At 70.0% G+C, this 21,860-nt stretch carries 16 protein-coding genes and 1 pseudogene; 9 read left to right on the forward strand and 8 right to left on the reverse strand.

The features are described 5' to 3' along the window. Positions 1-13 precede the first annotated feature (13 nt). The gene (locus HNR20_RS15335) at positions 14-1,090 is read right to left on the reverse strand and encodes a serine hydrolase domain-containing protein (protein WP_184180456.1); all 1,077 of its coding nucleotides are present in this window, start codon (positions 1,088-1,090) and stop codon (positions 14-16) included. Positions 1,091-1,182: 92 nt separating this feature from the next. On the opposite strand from HNR20_RS15335, the gene HNR20_RS15340 reads away from it, so the two are divergent. From HNR20_RS15340 to HNR20_RS15375, 8 genes are all read left to right on the forward strand, one after another. Then, on the forward strand, positions 1,183-2,658 hold the full coding sequence (locus HNR20_RS15340) for a dihydrolipoyl dehydrogenase family protein (protein ID WP_184180458.1): 1,476 nt from the start codon (positions 1,183-1,185) through the stop codon (positions 2,656-2,658). A 92-nt stretch (positions 2,659-2,750) separates the two neighbouring features. After that, on the forward strand, positions 2,751-3,755 hold the full coding sequence (locus tag HNR20_RS15345; protein ID WP_184180460.1) for a LacI family DNA-binding transcriptional regulator: 1,005 nt from the start codon (positions 2,751-2,753) through the stop codon (positions 3,753-3,755). Positions 3,756-4,088: 333 nt separating this feature from the next. Next, positions 4,089-5,468, forward strand: coding sequence for an ABC transporter substrate-binding protein (locus HNR20_RS15350; protein ID WP_184180462.1), 1,380 nt, complete (start codon positions 4,089-4,091; stop codon positions 5,466-5,468). Positions 5,469-5,555: 87 nt separating this feature from the next. Continuing rightward, positions 5,556-6,512, forward strand: a complete 957-nt coding sequence (locus HNR20_RS15355; protein ID WP_184180464.1) for a carbohydrate ABC transporter permease — start codon at positions 5,556-5,558, stop codon at positions 6,510-6,512. Positions 6,513-6,523: 11 nt separating this feature from the next. After that, on the forward strand, positions 6,524-7,411 hold the full coding sequence (locus tag HNR20_RS15360; RefSeq protein WP_184180466.1) for a carbohydrate ABC transporter permease: 888 nt from the start codon (positions 6,524-6,526) through the stop codon (positions 7,409-7,411). Between the two features lie 138 nt (positions 7,412-7,549). Beyond that, positions 7,550-9,157 carry a glycoside hydrolase family 13 protein gene (locus HNR20_RS15365; protein WP_229687022.1) on the forward strand — a complete coding sequence of 536 codons (1,608 nt, stop codon included), beginning with the start codon at positions 7,550-7,552 and terminating at the stop codon, positions 9,155-9,157. Positions 9,158-9,298: 141 nt separating this feature from the next. Beyond that, positions 9,299-12,196: a galactose-binding domain-containing protein gene (locus HNR20_RS15370; RefSeq protein ID WP_184180470.1), complete on the forward strand. Its 2,898-nt coding sequence runs from the start codon at positions 9,299-9,301 to the stop codon at positions 12,194-12,196. Positions 12,197-12,386: 190 nt separating this feature from the next. After that, a complete protein-coding gene (locus HNR20_RS15375) occupies positions 12,387-16,088 on the forward strand; it encodes a discoidin domain-containing protein (protein WP_184180472.1) in 3,702 nt (1,233 codons plus the stop codon). Position 16,089: 1 nt separating this feature from the next. Here the strand turns inward: HNR20_RS15375 and HNR20_RS15380 are convergent, their stop codons facing one another. Continuing rightward, the gene (locus HNR20_RS15380) at positions 16,090-16,890 is read right to left on the reverse strand and encodes a crotonase/enoyl-CoA hydratase family protein (RefSeq protein ID WP_184180474.1); all 801 of its coding nucleotides are present in this window, start codon (positions 16,888-16,890) and stop codon (positions 16,090-16,092) included. 79 nt (positions 16,891-16,969) lie between these two features. On the opposite strand from HNR20_RS15380, the gene HNR20_RS15385 reads away from it, so the two are divergent. After that, entirely contained in the window at positions 16,970-17,824 is an 855-nt protein-coding gene (locus HNR20_RS15385; protein ID WP_184180476.1) for a Rieske (2Fe-2S) protein, read from the forward strand. Between the two features lie 466 nt (positions 17,825-18,290). On the opposite strand, the pseudogene HNR20_RS15390 reads toward HNR20_RS15385, so the two are convergent. From HNR20_RS15390 to HNR20_RS15415, 6 genes and pseudogenes are all read right to left on the reverse strand, one after another. Continuing rightward, a pseudogene (locus HNR20_RS15390) lies at positions 18,291-19,367 on the reverse strand (LysM peptidoglycan-binding domain-containing protein); the annotation flags it as partial. Positions 19,368-19,381: 14 nt separating this feature from the next. Next, a complete protein-coding gene (locus HNR20_RS15395) occupies positions 19,382-19,837 on the reverse strand; it encodes a pilus assembly protein TadG-related protein (protein WP_184180480.1) in 456 nt (151 codons plus the stop codon). Next, entirely contained in the window at positions 19,834-20,301 is a 468-nt protein-coding gene (locus HNR20_RS15400; RefSeq protein WP_184180482.1) for a TadE/TadG family type IV pilus assembly protein, read from the reverse strand. Before HNR20_RS15400 ends, HNR20_RS15395 begins: the two co-directional genes overlap by 4 nt. Further along, entirely contained in the window at positions 20,298-20,741 is a 444-nt protein-coding gene (locus tag HNR20_RS15405; RefSeq protein WP_184180484.1) for a TadE/TadG family type IV pilus assembly protein, read from the reverse strand. The genes HNR20_RS15400 and HNR20_RS15405 overlap by 4 nt, the downstream gene beginning before the upstream one ends. An 8-nt stretch (positions 20,742-20,749) precedes the next feature. Then, the gene (locus tag HNR20_RS15410) at positions 20,750-20,956 is read right to left on the reverse strand and encodes a hypothetical protein (RefSeq protein WP_184180486.1); all 207 of its coding nucleotides are present in this window, start codon (positions 20,954-20,956) and stop codon (positions 20,750-20,752) included. A gap of 24 nt (positions 20,957-20,980) precedes the next feature. Next, positions 20,981-21,853, reverse strand: a complete 873-nt coding sequence (locus HNR20_RS15415) for a type II secretion system F family protein (protein ID WP_184188491.1) — start codon at positions 21,851-21,853, stop codon at positions 20,981-20,983. Between the last annotated feature and the right edge of the window lie 7 nt (positions 21,854-21,860).

The following is a 21,860-nucleotide window of genomic DNA, read 5'->3' on the forward strand; positions in this document are numbered from 1 at the left end:
GCGCTGCGGCTGGTCAGAGCACGGAGTGCAGCGCGTCGACCAGCTCGTCCACGCGGTCGTGCTCGGCCAGGTGGGCGGTGGCGTACGCGAAGGTGTAGCCGCGCTCAGGGTCGGCCCACGCACTGCTGCCGCCGATGCCACCCATGCCCCAGCTGCCGTCCGGCTCCCGCTGCATGCCCAGCGTCCACTGGGCCGGACGGTCCAGCACCAGGTCCGGCCCGTCGTACTGGACCCGGGTCGCCTCGGCCACCAACTCCGGGCTGATCAGCCGGACGCCGTCCAGGATGCCGCCGGCCAGCAGACCGGCGTAGAGCCGCGCCAGGCCGGCCGAGGTGGCGTGCAGGTTGACCGCGGGCATCTCGGCACCCCGCCAGAGCGGGCTGTTCAGCACGGCGACGTCCAGTCCTCCGGCCGGATTGCCCATCGCGCGCGCTCGCAGTGATCCCGGCTCGCCGAGCTTCCGACTCGGCCACTGCGGGTCGCCGTACCGCTGGTCCGCACAGCGCCGCTGGTCCGCCTCGGCCAGCCCGAAGCCGAGGTCGAGCTGCCACCGGCCGGCGATCTCCTCGGCCAGGAAACGGCCGACCGACCGCCCGTCGACCCGGCGGACCACCTCGCCCACCAGGTGCCCGTACGTCCAGGCGTGCTCCCCGGCGACCGATCCCGGCGGCCACTCCGGGTCGGCGGCGGCCAGGTCGTCGGCGAGCAGCGCCCAGTCGGCGATCGCGGCGGCCGGCCGGGGCACCGGGAAGGCTGGCAGCCCGGCGGTGTGCGACAAGACCTGGCGCAGGGTGGCGGGGGTGCGAAACTCCGGCCAGTACCGCGCGACCGGAGCGTCGAGATCGACCTTTCCCTGGTCGACGAGCATCAGCAGGCAGAGCGCGGCCACCGGCTTGCCGGCCGAGTAGACGTTCACCAGCGTGTCCGGGCGCCACGGCTCGCCGTCGTGCCCGGCACCGGTCCGGGAGCCTTCGACCAGGTCGACGACCGGCTGCCCGTCGTACCAGATGGTCAGGCTGGCGCCGGTCTCCCGACCGGCGGTGAACAGGTCGTGGAAGCAGTCCCGGACCGGCGCGAAGCGTGCGTGCATCCCGCCACGGTAGGCGGCCGGGACCGGAGAGCGTGCCGACTTTTCCTCCCACCCCGGTGGTTGCGGTGTTGTCGCTGGGGGATGCTGTCCCAGTGGCGGAGTTGGAGCTGGTGGATGTGGTCGTGGTGGGGCTCGGCGTCGGCGGCGAGGAGGTGGCCGAGCGGCTCGCCGAGGCCGGCCTGAGCGTCGTCGGCATCGAACGGGACCTGGTCGGTGGGGAGTGCCCGTACTGGGGCTGCATCCCGAGCAAGATGATGATCAGGGCCGCGAACGCGCTCGCCGAGGCCCGCCGGGTCGATGGGCTGGCCGGGACGGCGCAGGTCCAGCCGGACTGGGCGCCGGTGGCGAAGCGGATCCGCGAGGAGGCCACCGACACCTGGGACGACACGGTCGCGGCGGAGCGGTTCACCGGTAAGGGCGGCCGGCTCGTCCGAGGTAGCGGCCGGTTCGACGGTCCGGGCCGGGTCCGGGTCGGTGACCAGGTGTTCCAGGCTCGGCACGGGGTCGTGCTGGGCACCGGCTCCCGTCCTTCGGTGCCGCCGATCGACGGTCTGGCCGACACGCCGTACTGGACCAACCACCAGGCGATCGAGGTCGAGCAACTGCCGGAGTCGCTGCTGGTGCTCGGCGGCGGCGCGATCGGCCTGGAGCTTGCCCAGGTCTTCGCCCGCTTCGGAGTGCGGGTCACCGTGGTGGAGGCGCTCGACCGGGTGCTGGCCGTCGAGGAGCCGGAGGCGTCCGACGTCGCCGCCGCGGCGCTGCGCGCCGACGGCGTGGAGATCCACACCGGGGTACGCGCCGAGCGGGTCGAGCACGACGGGACCCGGTTCACCCTGCACGGTGGCGGCGGGATGGAGTTCACCGCCGACCAGCTGCTCGTGGTGACCGGGCGCAAGGCGCACCTCGAAGAGCTGGGGTTGGACACGATCGGCGTGGACGCCGGGCAGCGCTTCCTGCCGGTCGACGACCGGTTGCACGTCACCGACCAGGTCTGGGCGGTCGGTGACCTGACCGGCGAGGGTGCCTTCACCCACATCGCCATGTACCAGGCGGGGATCGTGATCGCCGACGTGCTGGCCCGCGCCCGGCAGGCGGAGGCGGGGGCGGACGCCAGCGGGACCTCCAGCGTGGTCGGCGGCGCGATGGGCGCGTCCAGCTCGCTGGCCTCCAGCGGGTCGAGCGGGTCGGCCGGCACCGTGCCGCGAGCCGACTACCGCGCGCTGCCCCGGGTGACGTTCACCGATCCCGAGGTTGGTGCGGTCGGGCTCACCGAGCGGCAGGCCCGAGAGCGTGGCATCAACGTGCAGGTCGGTTTCACCAAGCTCGGCAGCTCGACCCGGGGCTGGATCCACCAGGTCGGCGACGACGGTTTCATCAAGGTCGTCGCGGACGCCGACCAGGGCGTGCTGATCGGTGCGACCTCGGTCGGCCCGGCTGGCGGCGAGGTGCTCTCCGCGCTGGTGGTGGCGGTGCACGCGGCGGTGCCGCTGAGCCAGCTCCGCCACATGATCTACGCGTACCCGACCTTCCACCGAGCCATCGAGGCGGCGTTGCACGACCTGTCCTGACGGCGGCGTCAGGCAAGATGCGGCAGCGAGCGCGCAAATGCTGCGCACTTTGCTGTTCATTTCTTTCATTGAGGTGACGTACGATTGCGACCGTGACCAAGCGGTTGACTGAAGTTGCCAAGAAGGCGGGCGTCAGCGAGGCCACCGTCAGCCGGGTGCTCAACGGCCGCGACGGTGTCTCCGAGGCGACCCGGACCGCCGTGCTGACCGCGCTGGACGTGCTCGGTTACGAGCGGCCGACCAAGCTGCGCGGCGAACGCGCCCGGCTCGTCGGGCTGGTGTTGCCCGAGTTGCAGAACCCGATCTTCCCGGCGCTGGCCGAGGTGGTCACCGGGACTCTCGCTCAGCGTGGCTACACCCCGGCCCTCTGTGCCCGGACCATCGGTGGCGTGTCCGAAATGGACTATGTCGAGATGCTCCTCGACCACCAGGTCTCCGGGGTGATCTTCGCTGGTGGCTCGTACGCGCTGGCCGACGCGCGACACGATCACTACCGTCGGCTGACCGACCGGGGGCTTCCGGTCGTGCTGGTCAACGCGGGCGTGGACGAGCTGGGTTTCCCCCGGGTCTCCACGGACGACGCGGTGGCGGTGGAGCAGGCGTACGGGCACCTGCGCTCGCTCGGGCACGAGCGGATCGGGATGGTGCTCGGCCCGGAGGGGCATGTGCCGTCCCGACGCAAGCTGGACGCGATGATCCGGGTCGCCGGCTGGGACGAGGGCGACGCCGAGTGCGTCGAGCGTTCCAGCTTCTCGATGGAGGGGGCGCGGGTCGCCGCCACGAAGTTGGTCGAGCGGGACGTGACCGGCATCATCTGCGCCAGCGACGTGCTGGCGCTGGGCACGATCCGCGCGGTCCGACGGCTGGGGCGTTCGGTGCCGGCCGACGTGTCGGTGGTGGGCTACGACGACTCCGCCTTCATGACGTGCACCGATCCGCCGTTGACCACGGTGCGGCAGCCGATCGAGACGATGGGGCAGGCCGCCGTGGATCTGCTGGTCACCCAGATCGAGGGTGCCGGCGTCCTGCAGGACGAGTTGCTCTTCGAGCCGGAGTTGGTGGTGCGCGGCTCGACCGCGCCTGCCCCTGGCCGCTAGGGCCCGCACCGCACGACGCTTCGGCCGTCGACCGCTACTCGCGGTCGGCGGCCGTTTTCGTCGTTGCTCGCCACGGGCGAGATCGACCGGGCCGAATGACCCTCCATAAGTGAGCAAAAGCAAACATCTCGGGCTACTTTCAGGGCCTTGCCAACATCTGTCGTAATCACGTCGTGTCCTTTCGGAACAGGGTCGATACCTTGCCGAAATGAGTCGGCCTCGCTACAGTGACTCCACTCACACCTGGCTCCGACGCAGCTACTGGGCGTCAGGTCGCATCACCGCAGATCAGCGAAGGTCATTGGAGACACCCGTTCCCGAAGGGATGGACAGATGTCCGTACCGCAATACCGAAAGGCTGCGGCGGTTGCGCTCGTGGCCGGCCTGGGGCTCAGCCTCACGGCATGCTCCACGAAGAGCGACGACAAGGACTCGACCGCCGGCGGCAAGGTCACCATCACGGTTGACTGCCAGCCGGTCGGTGCTCAGAAAGAGCTGTTGAAGAACTGGAACGACGACGTCGCCGAGTTCCAGAAGCAGAACCCGGACATCATCATCAAGAGCGTCAGCGTCGGCGAGCAGTGCAACAACCCGCCGGACTTCACCGCTCGCCTCGCCGGCGGCACCGTCACCGACGTGTTCTACGGGTACATGACCGACCTCCAGCAGGTGCTCGACTCCGGTCAGGCGATGGACATCAGCCAGTACACCAACAAGGACACGATCCCGACCTGGGACAGCGTCGACCCGGCGCTCAAGGGGGTCTTCACCGACGGCGGCAAGCTCTACGCCGTTCCGGTGAAGAACTACTCGATGGGCCTGGTCTACAACAAGGTCCTGTTCCAGCAGGCGGGGCTCGACGCGAACAACCCGCCCAAGACCTGGGCCGACGTCCGGGCCGCCGCCAAGAAGATCTCCGCGCTCGGCAACGGCATCGCCGGCTACTCGGAGTACAGCGCCGGAAACACCGGCGGTTGGCACTTCACCTCCCTGCTCTACTCGCAGGGCGGCCAGGTGCTCACGGCGGACGGCAAGAAGGCCGACTTCAACAACGCCATGGGTAAGCAGGTCCTGCAGAACATCAAGGACATGCGGTACGGCGACAACAGCATGGGCGCACGCCAGCTGCTGCAGTGGGGCGACCTGCTGACGAACGCCGGCGCGGGCAAGGTCGGCATGTTCATCGGTGCACCGGACGCCACCCAGGCGATCGTCAGCCAGTTCCAGGGCAAGTTCCAGGACTGGGCGATGAGCCCGCTGCCCGGCCAGGACGGCGCGGCCAAGGGAACGCTCGGCGGTGGCGAGGGTTACTTCTTCAAGAAGGACCTCACTCCGGAGCAGGTCAAGGCCGGTCTCAAGTGGATCGCGTACCAGAAGTTGACGCCGGGCAAGGGACAGTTCGACTACGTCCGGGCCAAGCCGCAGAACTACCCGGTTGGTCTGCCCCAGCCGCTGCTCTTCGCCAACGGCAGTGAGGCGCAGAAGCAGGAGCTCGAGCTGCGTAAGGCGAACGCCAACGTCGACACCGCGAACTTCGCGCTCTTCGAGGCGACCCCGGTCACGATCAAGGGTGAGCCGCGCAACGCGCAGGCGGTCTACGCGGTGCTCGACGCCGCGATGTCCGGTGTGCTGACCAACCCGAACTCGAACATCGACGCGCTGCTCAAGACCGCCGAGGAGAAGGTCAACCAACTCCTCGCCGCCGAGAGCTGACCGATCGTGTGGGGGCCGGGACGCCGACCCGGCCCCCACACCATCCGCACCGCGTCGTCGACGTCACCGACTCACCCAGGAGTTGCCTTGGCGATCACCACCGTCCCGGAGACCCCCAGGAAACCGGGCCGCCCGCCGTCGCCGTACTCGGCGAGGCCGCAGCGAACCAGCCTCGGCCGCAAGGTACGGGACAACCTCACCGGTCACGCGTTCCTGATCGGCGCGGTGCTCTGCTTCGTCGTCTTCTCCTGGTACCCGATGGTCCGCGGCATCGTGATGAGCTTCCAGCGCACCAGGCGCGGCGAGACCACCTGGGTGGGCTGGGACAACTACTCCCGCATCATCGCCGACCCCAGCTTCTGGCCTGCCTGGCAGAACACGTTCTACTTCACGGTGCTCGCCCTCGTCCTCGGGTACGCGGTGCCGTTCTTCGTGGCGATCCTGCTCAACGAGTTCCGGCACGCCAAGGGTTACCTGCGCATCCTGGTCTACCTACCGGTGATGCTGCCCCCGGCGTCCGCGCTGTTCCTCTTCAAGTTCTACGCGTACGACCCCAGCGAGGCTGGGCTCTTCAACGCGATCCTGAAGGCGCTGCACCTGCCCACCTCGCAGTGGATGCAGTCGCCCGAGATGACGATGCCGGCGATGGTGATCGCGTCGACCTGGATGAACATGGGTGGCGCCGTACTGATCTACCTGGCGTCGTTGCAGAACATTCCTGGCGAGCTCTACGAGGCCGCCGAGCTCGACGGCGCCGGGATCTGGCGGCGCATCCGCCACGTGACGATCCCGCAGACCCGGCTGATCCTCGCGCTCCTGGCGATGCTGCAGATCGTCGCCACGATGCAGCTCTTCATCGAGCCATTGATCCTCGCCAACGGTGCGGGCGCGGAGGACTCCGCGACCTCGGTGGCGTACCTCATCTACCAGCACGGGTTCTTCCAGAACGACCTCAACGGCGCCGCCGCGCTGGGCGTGATCATGCTCGTGGTGCTGGCCGGCTTCTCCGCCGTGTACGTGCGGCTGACTGCGAAACAGGACTAGGACGGCGAGGAATGGCACAGGACTCCGGAACCCGGACCCTCATCTCTCATGCCCAGCTCAGTCGGGGGCGTGGCAGGGTCATCTACTGGACGCTGCTCGCCGTCGTCGTCGCGGGCTTCACACTCGTCTTCCTCGGGCCGCTCTACTGGATGGTCACCGGCGCGCTCAAGTCCGGCCAGGAGATCGCGCAGACCCCACCCACGCTGTTCCCGAAGGATCCCCAGCCGCAGAACTACATCGACGCCTGGAACAACCTGGCCCTCGCCAAGCTGCTGTTCAACACCTTCTACTACGCGGTTGGCGCGGTGCTGTTCCAACTCGTCTTCGACACCGCTGCGGCGTACTCCCTGTCCAAGCTTCGACCGATGTTCGGCAACGTGATCCTCGCCCTGATGCTGGGAACGCTGATGATCCCGGCGATGGTCCTCATCGTCCCGCAGTACGTGACGGTGATCGACCTGCCGATCGTGCACATCAACCTGCTCGATTCCCCGTTTGCCATCTGGTTGCCGTTGGTCGCGAACGCGTTCAACATCTTCCTGTTGAAACGGTTCTTCGACTCGATTCCCGAGGAGTTGATGGCGGCGGCCCTCATGGACGGGGCGACGCCGCTGCGCACGCTCTGGTCGATCATCCTGCCGCTGTCGCGTCCCATCCTCGGCGTCGTCTCGATCTTCGCCGTGACGGCGGTCTGGAAGGACTTCCTCTGGCCGAAGTTGGTCATGCCGTCGCCAGAGACCCGGACGGTCAGCGTCGGCATCTACGCCTTCGCCGGTGGTACGCCCATGAACGTCGTCATCGCCGCGTCGGTCATCGCCGCGATCCCGACCGTCATCATCTTCCTGATCTTCCAGCGGAACATCATGTCCGGTCTGACCGCAGGAAGCGTCAAGGGATAGCCGGCAGCGTAACCTCCCGCGGCGAACAACGACCGTTCGCCCGACACATAACCAGGTCCGGCGAACCCGCCGACGTACTGACGCAGAAAGCAGGTGCTCGTGTCCACAGCTGACAAAAGTCCGTGGTGGCGTGGAGCGGTGATCTACCAGGTGTATCCCCGGAGCTTCGCGGATGGCAACGGCGACGGCATCGGCGACATCGCCGGCATCCGGTCGCGGCTGAATCACCTGTCCGCGCTCGGCATCGACGCGATCTGGTTCAGCCCCTGGTACCCCTCCCCGATGGCCGACGCCGGCTACGACGTGTCCGACTACCGCGACATCGACCCGGTCTTCGGCAGCCTCGTCGAGGCGGAGGCGCTGATCGCGGAGGCGCACGCGCTGGGCATCCGGACCATCGTCGACGTGGTGCCCAACCACTGCTCGGACGCGCACCCCTGGTTCCAGGCGGCGCTCGCCGGCGGGCCCGACGCGCCGGAACGGGACCTGTTCTGGTTCCGGCCCGGCCGGGGCCCGAACGGCGACCAGCGGCCCACCGACTGGATCGGTGAGTTCGGTGGCGAGACCTGGACCCGCACCACCAACCCGGACGGCACCCCCGGCGACTGGTACCTGCACCTGTTCGCCCCGCAGCAGCCGGACTTCAACTGGGACCACCCCCGGGTACGGGAGGAATTCGAGGACATCCTGCGGTTCTGGTTCGACCGGGGGGTGGACGGCATCCGGATTGACTCGGCCGGGCTGCTGGTCAAGGACGGCACACTGCCCGAGGTCCAGCCCGACCAGCCGCACCCGTTCCACGACCTCGACGGGGTGCACGACATCTACCGGGGCTGGCGCCGGGTCGCCGACGAGTACGCCGACCGCGCGCTGATCGGTGAGGTGTGGCTGCCGGACCGGCAGCGGTTCGCCAACTACCTGCGCCCGGACGAGCTGCACGCGGCGTTCAACTTCGACTTCCTCGGCTGCGCGTGGGACGCCTCGGCGCTGCGCGAGAGCATCGACGGCACCCTGAGCGCGCACGCGCCGGTCAACGCGCCGGCCACCTGGGTGCTCTCGAACCATGACGTCACCCGGCACGTCACCCGCTACGGGCGGGCGGACACCAGGTTCAGCTTCGCCGCCAAGCGCGAGGGGACCCCCACCGACCTGGAGTTGGGCACCCGCCGGGCCCGGGCCGCCGCGCTGCTGTCGCTGTCGCTGCCCGGCGCCGCCTACGTCTACCAGGGCGAGGAGTTGGGCCTCTACGAGGTCGAGGACATTCCGTACGCGCTGCGTCAGGACCCGATGTGGGAACGTTCCGGTCGGATCGACCCCGGGCGGGACGGCTGCCGCGTACCGCTGCCCTGGGCGGGTGACGAGCCGCCGTTCGAGTTCAGCCCCGCCGGTGCCGCCGCGCCCTGGCTGCCCCAGCCTGCCGACTGGAAGGGCCGGACCGCCCGTGCGCAGACCGGCGACTCGGCCTCGATGCTGGAGCTGTACCGGGCGGCGATCCAGGCCCGACGGGCCGAGCCGGCGCTCGGTGACGGCGAGCTGACCTGGCTGCCGGCCCCGGAAGGGGTGCTCGCGTTCAGCCGCGGCGGTGGCTTCAGCTGCCTGGTCAACCTCTCCGACGTCCCGGTTCCGATGCCAGCCCAGGGGGAGTTGGTGCTGGCCAGTGGGCCGCTTGACGACGGGTTGCTGCCGTCGGACACCGCGGTCTGGCTGCGTACCGCCGAATCAGCGGACGGAGCCGCGCTGACCTGACTCTGATCGCCCGTGGTGCCGGCGGCCCGTCCCGGCCGCCGGCACCACGCCACCCAGGAAAGGAGGAGCAAGGGGGGAACGCGTCACGCCGCACCGACACGGGGGGATCTGGCCTGCCTGACGAAAGGGAGAGCGCAGCTCATGGCCAACCACACCACCGGCACCCCGCACCATCTCCGACACCCGGCCCGGGCAGGGTTGGCCGCCATCGCCGCCACCCTGCTCGCCGCCACATCGTTGACCGCCCTCGCGGTCACCGGCACCGCGACCCCGGCCTCGGCGGCCGGGCTGTCCCCGTTCGACATCGCCGGCCGGGGCGCCACCGTCCCGTTCGTCGAACAGGAGGCGGAGGAGGTCGCCCACAACGGCACGAAGATCGGCCCGGACCGGCGTTACGGCACGCTGCCGTCCGAGGCGTCCGGCCGGGAGGCGGTCACCCTCGACGCGGTCGGCGAGTACGTCGAGTTCACTCTCAGTGCTCCGGCCAACGCGGTCACCTTCCGGTACAGCCTGCCGGACAACTCGGCAGGCACCGGCCGGGACGCCGCCATCGACCTGCGGGCCAACGGGACCCTGCTGAAGTCGGTCCCGGTGACGTCGAAGTACGGCTGGTACTACGGCGGTTACCCGTTCAACAACAACCCGGGCGACACCAACCCGCACCACTTCTACGACGAGACCCGGGCGATGTTCGGCGGCACCCAGCCCGCCGGCACGAAGATCCGGTTCCAGGTCTCCTCGACCGCCCAGTCGCCCTCGTTCACCATCGACCTGGCCGACTTCGAGCTGGTCGCCCCCGCGATCAGCAAGCCCAGCGGCGTGCTCGACGTGGTCACCGATTTCGGCGCCGACCCGAGCGGCGCGACCGACTCGACCGCGAAGTTCCAGGCGGCGGTCGACGCCGGTAAGGCCCAGGGCAGGGCGGTCTGGATCCCGACGGGCACCTTCACCCTCTGGGACCACGTGGTGGTCGACGGGGTGACCCTGCGCGGCGCCGGCCCCTGGTATTCGGTGCTCGGCGGCCGGCACCCCACCGAGCGGAACAGGTCCGTCGGCATCTACGGCAAGTACGTCCCCGGTGGCGGCTACACCGGCCCGGTCCGCTCGCACGAGGCGAACGGGCCGAGCCGCAACGTCACACTGCGAGACTTCGCCATCATCGGCGACATCCGCGAACGGATCGACGACGACCAGGTCAACGCCCTGGGCGGGGCGATGACCAACTCGGTGGTCGACAACCTGTGGCTGGAGAACACCAAGGTCGGGGCGTGGATGGACGGCCCGATGGACAACTTCACCATCCGCAACAGCCGAATCCTGGACCAGACCGCGGACGGGGTGAACTTCCACACCGGCGTGACCAACTCGACGGTGACGAACACGTTCGTCCGCAACACCGGCGACGACGCGTTGGCGATGTGGGCGCAGAGCGTGCCGAACGTCAACAACTCCTTCACCTTCAACACCATCGGCGTGACCCTGCTGGCGAACCACCTGGTCAGCTACGGCGGCCGGGACATCAAGATCACCGATAACGTGACCGCCGACTCGCTGACCAACGGCGGCGGCATCCACGTCGCCAACCGCTACCCGGGTGTGCAGGGTGCCACCGGGGTCCAGGGCACCTGGACGATCGCCCGGAACACGCTGATCCGTAACGGCAACTCGGACTACAACTGGAACTTCGGCGTCGGCGCGATCTGGTTCTCCGCACTCAACGAGGCGTTCCAGAACCCCACCATCAACATCACCGACACCGACATCCTGGACAGCTCGTACGCGGCCCTGCACTGGATCGAGGGCCAGACCAACGGGATCAACCTCAACAACGTGCGGATCGACGGCGCCGGCACGTACGCGCTCCAGGTGCAGGCGAACAGCCAGGTGTCCTTCACCAACGTCCGGGCCACCAACATCGCGCAGAGCAACCCGATCCACAACTGCGTCGGCAGCGGTTTCCAGATCACCCAGGGCTCCGGCAACTCCGGCTGGTACACCCCGACCCCGTACTGCGGGCCGTGGCCGAACCCGCAGTGGGGCGGTGGACCCACCACCCCGCCCCCGACCAGCCCGGCCCCCACCACCCCGCCTCCCACCACGCCGCCCCCCACCACGCCGCCCCCGACCGGCGGGAACCTGGCGCTGGGCCGACCGACGACCGCGACCAGCACCAACCAGAGCTACACGGCGGCCAACGTGGTGGACGGCAACGCGGCCAGCTACTGGGAGAGCGCCAACAACGCCTTCCCCCAGTCGGTCACCATCGACCTGGGCGCGTCCCGGTCGGTCGACCGGGTGGTGCTCAAGCTGCCCAGCGGTTGGGAGCAACGCACCCAGACGCTGTCGGTGCTCGGCTCCACCGACGGCTCGTCCTACGCCACCCTGGCGTCGTCGGCCGGTCGGGTCTTCGCCCCCGGCACGGGTAACACCGTGTCGATCGGGCTGCCCTCCGGTGACCGTCGCTACATCCGGGTCACCGTCACCGGCAACACCGGCTGGCCGGCCGCGCAACTCTCCGAGGTCGAGGTGTACGGCGGCACGTCCAGCACGCCACCGCCCACCACACCACCCCCGACCACCCCGCCGCCAACCACGCCCCCGCCGACCACGCCTCCGCCCAGCGGCAACCTGGCGGCCGGGCGGTCCATCACCGAGACCAGCCACTCCGACGTGTACGCCGCCCCCAACGCGGTGGACGGCAACCCGAACACGTACTGGGAGAGCGCCAACAACGCGTTCCCGCAGTCACTGACGGTGGACCTGGGTGCCAACCGGACGGTGTCCCGGGTCGTGCTGAAGCTCCCACCGTCATCGGCCTGGCAGACGCGCACGCAGACGCTCTCGGTGCTCGGGTCCACCAACGGATCGACGTTCGCGACCCTGAAAACGTCCGCCGGCTACACCTTCAATCCGGGCAGCGGCAACACGGTCACCGTGACCTTCACGGCGACCAGCCAGCGGTACCTGCGGCTGACCATCACCGGCAACACCGGCTGGCCAGCGGGTCAGCTCAGCGAGTTCGAGGTGTATTCCAGCTAGGTCGGGTGCCCCCGCCCGCCCAGGGCGGGGGCACCCGGTCCGGGCGGTCCGGCGCAACGCAGCCCCGGCCGTCCGACCCCCGTCCCCAACCCGCACCGTCCCCCACCTGTCGCGGAACGACGGGCGTACCCCTGCACCCGTCGCCGGGCAACGCACCCACACCCACCCCCGAAAGAGGTGTAGCGACCCCATGGCCAGCAACGGCACCAGACGAGGCACGCCGCCGAGCGGCGCGCCCAACCCCGTCCCCCGAACCACCCGCACGCGTGGCCGGCGGCTCCTCGCCGGTGCGCTCGCCGGAATGCTCCTCGCCACCGCCCCGGTCGTCACGCCTGCGGCCAGCGCCGCGCCGGCGGTCGACGCGTCCGCGGCCGCTGCCCGCGTGGCCATGCTCGCCGGGCTCTCCGCCACCATGACCGCCAGCAGCTACAACCAGAACTACGTGGCGGGCAACGCCAACGACGGCAACGCGTCGACCTACTGGGAGAGCGCCAACAACGCGTTCCCGCAGTGGATCCAGGCCGACCTGGGCGCCACGGTCAGCGTCGACCGGGTGGTGCTCAAACTGCCGCCCTCGTCGGACTGGCAGACCCGCACCCAGACGCTGTCGGTGCTCGGCTCCACCAATGGCTCGTCCTTCAGCACCCTGAAGGCGTCCGCCGGCTACACCTTCAATCCCAGCAGCGGCAACACCGTCACCGTCAGCTTCACCGCCGCCAGCACCCGCTACGTCCGGGTGCAGGTCACCGGCAACACCGGCTGGCCGGCCGCGCAGTTCTCCGAGGTCGAGGTCTACGGCGCCACCGGCAGCCCGGACACCCAGGCCCCCAGCGTCCCGGGCAACCTGGCCTACACCCAGCCGGCCAGCGGGCAGGTCCGGCTCACCTGGTCGGCGTCCACCGACAACGTCGGGGTGACCGGGTACGACGTCTACGCCAACGGCGCGCTGCGCGGCAGTGTCAACGGTTCGACGCTCACGTACACCGACAGCCAGCCCGACAGCGCCACGGTGTCGTACTACGTCCGAGCCAAGGACGCGGCCGGTAACCAGTCGGCGAACAGCAACACCGTGACCCGGACCGGCACCGGCAACCCGCCGACCGGCACCAACCTGGCGATCGGCAAGCCGATCAGCGCCTCCGGGTTCGTGCACACGTTCGTGGCCACCAACGCCAACGACAACAACGTGGCCACCTACTGGGAGGGCAACGGCAACCCGAGCACGCTGACCGTGCAGCTCGGCGCGAACGCCAGCCTCAGCCAGATCGTGGTGAAGTTGAACCCGGACTCGGCCTGGGGTGCGCGTACGCAGAACATCACCGTGCTCGGCCGGGACCAGGGCTCGTCGACCTTCACCACGTTGGTCGGGGCGGCGAACTACTCCTTCAACCCGGGCAGCGGCAACACGGTGACCATCCCGGTCTCCGCTGCGGCCGCCGACGTACGGCTCTCGATCGCCTCGAACACCGGCGCACCGGCCGGGCAGGTGGCCGAGTTCCAGGTCTTCGGCACTCCGGCGCCGAACCCGGACCTGACCGTCACCGGCATGTCGTTCAGCCCGTCCGCACCCGTGGAGACCAGCACCATCACGCTCTCCGCGACCGTACGCAACGCCGGCTCGGCGGCCTCCGGCGCGACGAACGTCAACTTCTACCTGGGCTCCACCCGGGTCGGCACCGCGTCGGTCGGTGGCCTCGCGGCCGGCGCGTCGACCACGGTCAGCGCCAGCATCGGCACCCGTGACTCGGGCAGCTACCCGCTCAGCGCGAAGGTCGACGAGTCGAACACCGTCGTCGAGCAGGACGACACCAACAACAGCTACACCAACCCCAGCCCGCTGGTGGTCGGCGCGGTCGCCAGCTCGGACCTGGTCGCCTCCGCGGTCGACTGGTCACCGGGTAACCCGCCGCCCGGCAGCACGGTCACCTTCTCGGTGTCGATCCGCAACGCCGGCAACCAGGCGTCCGCGTCCGGCTCGCACGGCATCACCCTGACCGTGCTCAACGAGTCCGGCACCGTCGTACGCACGCTGACCGGGTCGTACTCCGGTGTGATCAACGCCGGCGCTACGGTCGGCCCGATCAACCTGGGCACCTGGACCGCCGCGAACGGCAAGTACACCGTCCGGGTGGTGCTCGCCGTCGACGGCAACGAGCTGCCGGTCAAGCAGACCAACAACACCAGTGATCGCCCGCTCTTCGTGGGGCGCGGCGCCAACCTCGGCTACGACATGTACGAGGCCGAGGACGGCACGACCGGCGGCGGCGCCGGTCAGGTCGGGCCCAACCGGGAAATCGGAAACCTCGGTGGTGAGGCCTCCGGACGTCGGGCGGTCACCCTGAACAGCACCGGCTCGTACGTCGAGTGGACCACCCGGGCGGCGACCAACACCCTGGTCACCCGCTTCTCCATCCCCGACTCGGCGGGCGGCGGAGGCATCGACTCGACGTTGAACATCTACGTCAACGGCACCCTGCACAAGCCGATCAACCTGACCTCCAAGCACATCTGGCTCTACGGCGCGGAGGCCAGCCCGAGTGACTCGCCGAGCGCTGGCCCGCCTCGCCACCTGTACGACGAGGCCAACGTGATGTTGAACTCGACCATCCCGGCCGGCAGCAGGATCCGGCTGCAGAAGGACCCGGCCAACACCACCACGTACGCGATCGACTTCATCAACCTTGAGTTGGTCGCACCGCGCGCGAACCCGGACCCGGCCCGCTACCGGGTGCCGTCCGGCTTCAGCCACCAGGACGTCCAGAACGCCCTGGACGCGGTCCGGATGGACACCACCGGAAACCTGATCGGCGTCTACCTCCCGGCCGGCACGTACGAGACCGCGCAGAAGTTCCAGGTGTACGGCAAGCCGGTCACGGTGACCGGCGCGGGCATGTGGTACACCCGCTTCCAGACGCCGACCGGCCAGCAGAACACCGACGCGGGCTTCCGGGTGGAGTCGTCTGCCAGCGGGTCGACCTTCTCCCACCTGGCCTTCTTCGGCAACTACACCAACCGCATCGACGGGCCGGGCAAGGTCTGGGGTGAGCTGAAGGACGTCGACAACATGACCCTGGACAGTGTCTGGGTCGAGCACACCGTCTGCGCGTACTGGGGAGTGAGCGTCAGCGGGTTGACCATCCGCAACAGCCGCTTCCGGAACACCTTCGCCGACGGTGTGAACCTCACCAACGGCAGCACCAACAACCTGGTCACCAACACCGAGGGGCGGTCGAACGGCGATGACGCGTTCGCCCTCTTCTCGGCCACCGACCAGGGTGCGTCGACCTCCAACAACGGCAACGTGTTCGAGAACCTCTCGGCCACGCTGACCTGGCGGGCGGCCGGACTGGCGGTCTACGGCGGTTACAACAACATCTTCCGCAACCTGTACATCGCGGACATGTTGACGTACTCCGGCCTCACCATCAGCTCGCTGGACTTCGGCTACCCGTTCATCGGGTTCGGATCCAGCCCACCGACCCAGTTCCAGAACATCTCGCTGATCCGTGCGGGTGGGCATTTCTGGGGCTCCCAGACATTCCCCGCGATCTGGGTCTTCTCCGCCTCGAAGGAGTTCCGCGGCATCCGGGTGTCCGACGTGGACATCGTCGATCCGACGTACTCGGGAATCATGTTCCAGACCAAGTACACCGGGTCGCGGCCGGAGAACCCGATCACCGACACGGTCTTCACCAACATCTCGATCAGCGGTGCCCGCAAGAGCGGTGACGCGTTCGACGCGAAGTCGGGCTTCGCGGTCTGGGCCAACGAGATGCCGGAACCTGGTCAGGGCCCGGCGGTCGGCTCGGTCACCTTCAACAACCTGCGACTGACCAACAACGCGGTGGACATCCGCAACACCACGTCGACCTTCACCATCAACCGCAACTGATCTAGCCAGCACCGGATGCCGCCGGGAGGGTCACCCCTCCCGGCGGCATCGTGCCGTGCCGGCCCTCGCCGGCGGCGAACCGGGCCGCGCCGGCGAGCGCGTCCGTGGCCAGCGAGTTCATCCCGTACGCCAACTCGGTCGCCAGCGCCTCCGGCTCGGGCAGCCCGCCCCCGGCGAGCACCGCCGCCCGATCGTTGCGCAGGCAGGTCTGCGGGTGCCGGGCGATCGCCGCGGCCAACTCCTCGGCCGCGGCCCGTGCCTGGCCGGGCGGCACCAACCGATTGACCAACCCCATCGAGTACGCCTCATCCGCCGGCACGGGACGCCCGGTGAGGATCAGATCCATGGCGCGGCTCTCACCGATCAGCCGGGGGAGGCGGACCGTGCCACCGTCGATCAACGGCACTCCCCAGCGGCGGCAGAACACCCCGAGCGTCGCGTCGGACTCGGCGACCCGCAGGTCGCACCAGAGCGCCAACTCGAGCCCGCCGGCCACCGCGTAGCCGGAGATCGCCGCGATCACCGGTTTGCTCAGCGTCATCCGGGTCGGACCCATCGGGCCGTCCCCCTCCGGCTCGACCCGGTTGCCGCTCGGCGTGCCGATCGCCTTGAGGTCGGCCCCGGCGCAGAACGTGCCACCGGCGCCCCAGAGCACGGCCACCGCCGCGTCCGGGTCGGCTTCGAAGGCGCGGAAGGCGTCCGCCAACGCCCGGGCCGTGGGCCCGTCGACGGCGTTGCGAGCCGCCGGCCGGTCCAGCACAACCGTGGTGACCGGCCCGGCACGCTCCACCCGTACACCCATCAACCCAGCATGCCCGCCCTGCGACAGGTTTGTCACCGCCGACCGGTTTGCGACGGCGTTCGCCGGGAAGTCGGTCCTCGTGCGAGCACTTCTGACGAAAGTTGAGCAGGCATCCCGGCTGGACCGGACAGGTGACCGGTTGCAGCGGGTGGTCCTGGGCACGCTGCGTCCGCGGCGGTTGCGAGACCTGTTGCACGGGGTGACCCTCGGGCATCCGCTGCACCCGGCGATGGTGCAGGTGCCGGTCGGCGCGTGGATCAGCGCCGCGGTGCTGGACCTCATGCCCGGGCAACGCCGACCCGCCACCATGCTTGTCGGCCTGGGCACCGCCAGCGCGCTGCCGGCGGCGGTCGCCGGGCTGAACGACTGGGCGGCACTCGCCCGGGACCAGCGTCGGGTCGGCCTGGTGCACGCTGCAACGAACACCATCGGCATTGGGCTCTACGCCGGCTCGTTGGCCGCTCGGCTCTCCGGCCGGCACGGCGTCGGCCGTGCCCTCGGCTTTCTCGGGCTATCCGCCGTGAGCCTCGGGGCGTACGTCGGGGGTCACCTCGCGTACAAGCAGGGGGCGCAGGTCAACCAGAGTGTCTCCGAGCTGCATCGGATGACCGACGGCTGGCACTCGCTGGCCGACATGGCGACGCTGCCGCAACGCACGCTGATCACCCGCGAGGTGGACGACGACATCTCGGTGATCCTCTACCGCCACGGCGACGAGGTCACAGTCATGTTGGAGCGCTGTCCGCACCAGAGCGGGCCGCTCGGCGAGGGCGAGGTGCAGGAGATCGACGGCCACGCGTGCGTGGTCTGCCCGTGGCACGGCAGCGCGTTCCGGCTGAACGGCGGCGAGGTCATGCAGGGGCCGTCCGGCAACGACCAGCAGATCCTTCCCACCCGGATCCAGAACGGCGTGCTCCAGACCCGCCTGCCCTGACGGCCCGCGCCCGGGGTGTCTTCGGCGTCCAGCCGGGCGGCAGAGATCAGCTGCGTCGGTGTCGGCCGACCGGCGGTCCGTCCGGTACGGAATCCAGACCGTGCCCGCCGTCGAGCAGCCCGCCTCCGGCACTGTCGTCAGCCCAACCGTCGTCGTCACCCCAGCCCGAGGCCCCGGCGGGTGCCATCCCACCGCCGGGAGGTGCCATTCCGCCGGGAGGTGCCATCCCGCCCCCGCCGGGCGTGGGGCCGCTACCGATCGGTGCCGTGCCCGTGCCGTTGGGTGCCGTGCCGTTGTCCTGCGTTGCCGGTGCTTCGATCGCGGCGGCCGCCCGGCTGGCAGCCCATGCGGCACCGCTCCCCGCCATCCCACCACTGGTCCGCCGAGTGCCGCCGCTGGTCCGGCCCGCGCCGTCAGCACCCCGGCTCGTGTTCCCGCCGGTCCTCCGGGCCGCACCGCCCCGGGGCTTGCCCGAGGGCGCGGCCAGCCGGGGGGCCGCCCCGGCGGTTGCGGGGCGACGACGTAGCCCCAGCACCGCACCGATCTGGGCGCCGACAATGCTCGCCACGGCGAGTACGGCGGAGACCGCCAGCGGTCGGTTCACCCGGTCCTCGGTGCCGGCTCGGGCTGCGCCGACGGTCATCGCTGGTGGTTGGCCTGCCGACTCCGTACCGCTGGGTGGTGCCGGGTCCACCCGCTCCGGTGCGGCCCGTTCGGGCGCCGGCCGGGGCGGCGGCGGCTTGGGCGCCGCTGGTCGGTCGACCAGCCGGCCGGTGGCATGTCGACGGGCACCCTGGTCGGCGGCCTCCGTGGGCAGCCGGAGCAGCTGCCCGGGGCGGATCCGGTCCGGGTCGTCGAGCTGGTTCAGCTCGGCGAGCTGTCGGTAGTCGCCGAACTCGTCCAGGTAACGCTCGGCCACCTCGCCGAGGTAGTCACCCCGCGCCACCCGGTACACCGGGGCGGCCTCGTCGTTGGCTGCTGCTGAGCCACTGGGCGCGGCGAACTCCGTCCCGGCCAAGCCGAGTAGCTCGCTACGGGCCAGCGGGGCCGCCGTGTCGGGTGTCGTGCTCACGCGGGTCGGCGCGGCCAGGGTGGCGACGGCCGGTGCGCTCGGACTCGCGTACGCCGGGACGCCGTAGACCGCAGCGGCGCTGGCGGCGGCCGGGCTGGCGACGAGGATCAGCGCGACCGAGCCGACCAGCGCGGCGGCGGCCTTCTGCTGGCGGCTCATCCCGGGCAGCTTCGGCGCCGGCCGGCGCAGGCTCTGTGCCCCCAACTCGACGAGGACGGAGAACGCGAACGTGGCCCAGCCGAACCAGCCGGCCACGGCCAGTGCCCGCAGGAAGAGCTGCCCGTCGTCCCGGCTGGTCAGCGTGGTGCCCACCTCGCTGATCGTGGGCAGGTGGTCAGGCAGCGGATTGCCGGCGAAGGCCAGCAGTGCGATCGGCGCGCCAACCAGCAGCGCGCACAGCACGGCCAGCGCGCCGATGCCGGTGAGGACCCGTCCGGTCCGTCGTACGACGGACCCACCAGATACGGGCATGGCTGCCTTCCTTCCTACGGTGCTGCTGCGGTGATGGCCCGCGCAGTCGCCTCGCCGGTGAGGGTGACCGTCCTGGCTCGGACGAACGGCCCGAGCATCGAGCGCTGGTAGGTGATCGTGACGGTGACCCGGATCAGGGTTTCCCCGGCGACCGCGGGGAAGCTCACGGTGTGGCCGGCGGTGCCAGCGGCGGCGTCCAGGTAGTTGTCGACCGCCACGCGGGCCTCGGCCTCGTTGATCCGCGTCGGCCTGCCCTCGATCGCGGTGGCCCGGTCAATGGCCTGACCACCGGCGCGGGCAGCCTCGGCGGCCAGGTTCTCGGCACGTTGCAGGGTGCGTAGCTGCCCGGCGCCGTCGAAGGTGAGGCCCACGATGGCCAGTACGCCGATCATGGTTATCGCCAGGAAGATGCTCACCCGGCCGTGATCGCGCGCGTAGAAGCTCCGGGCAGTCGGGGAGGTGGTGATCATTGCCGCCCCCGGTAGCGGTCCAGTGGCGAGGTGAATTCCGCCGTGATCTGCCTCTCGCTCTGCATCCCGGGCAGGATGTCGAGTGCGATGTCGCGGAAAGAGACCAGACAGGTGATTGTCACCGTCACCGTGGCGTCCTCGCCGACCTTGCTGCTGAACGCCGAGTCGAAGGTGGTGTCCACGCCGGCCACCGTGCCGGTCAAACCCGGTTCGAGGTCGTTGGTGCAGGCCAGTCCGTGCCAGTCCAACTGTTTCTGGGCGGCCTCCAGTGCCTCTTGTCGGGCCGTACCCGAGTTCCGGGAGATCGAGGCGGCGCGGGCGGCGTCGTGGGCGGCGGTTTCGACCGCCTCCGCCGCCACCGCGGTGCGCCCCACCACGCCGGCCAGCACCATCAGCGCGATGAACGCGGGCGCGAGCACCGCCACCTCGATGGAGACCGAGCCCCGCTCGGTGGTGCGCGTCATGGCGGGGTCAACCTTTCCACCGTCCCATGGGCGGTCTGCTGCACCGCGAAGGTCACGCCCGGAATCACCGACAGGGACCGGCCGCGCACCGTACAGGTGACATCGGTGGCGTCGGTCGCGCAGCTCGGGGGGGTTGTCTGCCAGCCCACCAGCCAGCCCCCGGCAGCAGTCAGGAACCGGGTCGCGCTGTCCACCCCGGCACCGTTCCGCGCCTGGTACGGCCGCTGAGCGTTGACGCCGCTCTGCGCCGCGTTCAACGCGGTCGAACGCGCGAGGAAGACAGCCGCGATCTGGACCGAGGCGAAGAGCAGCACCAGGATCAGCGGCATCATCACGGCCAACTCCACCGGGTTGGCACCCCGCTCCCGGTCGCACCCCGCGAGGCGGCGCCGGGCGGCGAGGACCGCCCGGTGCCACCTCAGGTACGTGGCTCGGCTCATGCCGGCTACTACGGACCCGGGTTCGTGAAGGTCGGGATGTTGGTCATCCAGTTGTTGGCCCGGTTGAGGGCCAGGCCGGTGACGACCGTCGCCACGAAGACCAGCCCGAAGATGATCACCGCGGTGGGGACCGGGCTGTCACCGCGCTCGCCGTCACGGCGCAGCTCGACCAGGCGCGTCGTCAGCACGACGTGCAGATAGCTGAGGATGGACATGGCGTGCTCCTTCAGGAGATTGGGTCAGATGCGGGCGATGAACGGATAGACGACGAAGCCGAGCAGCACGAAGACGAGCAGTGCGCCCGGAATGTCGAGACGGCTGGTGACTCCCTCGGCGCGGGCGAGGTTGTCGGTGCGGATCTGGTCGCGTAGCGAGTCGGCCCTGCTGCGCAGGGTCTCGTGAACCTGCGCACCCTCGCTGCCGGAGGAGCGCATGATCGCGCCCACGTCGCCCAACTCCGGAATGCCGATCTTGTCGGCGAGGTCGCGCAGCTCGTCCCAGGGCGCGTGCATCTGCATCTGGGCGATCCGCAGCGACTCCTGGAGCCGGTCGAACACCCAGCCGTCGCAGACCGCCGCAGCACGCTCAAGTGACTGCACCGGTCCGTGCGCGGCGGAGAGCTGCAACGCCACCAGGTCGAGGTAGGTGCAGACGGCCTGACGGAACTCGTCCCGGGCGGCGTTGGCCTTGGTCAGCACGGCCCGGTGCGCCAACAACCCGCCCATCAGTGCCAGGCCCAGGCTGCCGAGCACCGGTATGACGAGCGGGAACGAGATGCCGAGCACCAGCAGCGCCACCCCGAGCAGGGTCGGCATGGCCAGCCCAATCAGCGCGGAGAGCAGCACCGACAGCGTGTACTGCTCGGGGGTCTGACCGATCAGGGCGAGCTGCCGGTGCGGCGGACGCAGCCAGCGCGACAACCCGGTCAGCCAGTCCAGTCGGCGGGAGGCGGGAGCGGCGACCCGACCGCCGATACCCGGTGGCTCGTGCAGTCGGCGCAGCGCCGGCCCGAGCGCCGGCGTCGCCGGCACCATCTCCCGGATCACCAGGAACACGCCCAACCCGATCCCGGCACCACCACAGACCGCGATCGCCAACGACCAGTTCACGATCACGGGA

It is taken from the genome of Micromonospora parathelypteridis, assembly GCF_014201145.1.
Classification (GTDB): Bacteria; Actinomycetota; Actinomycetes; order Mycobacteriales; family Micromonosporaceae; genus Micromonospora; species Micromonospora parathelypteridis.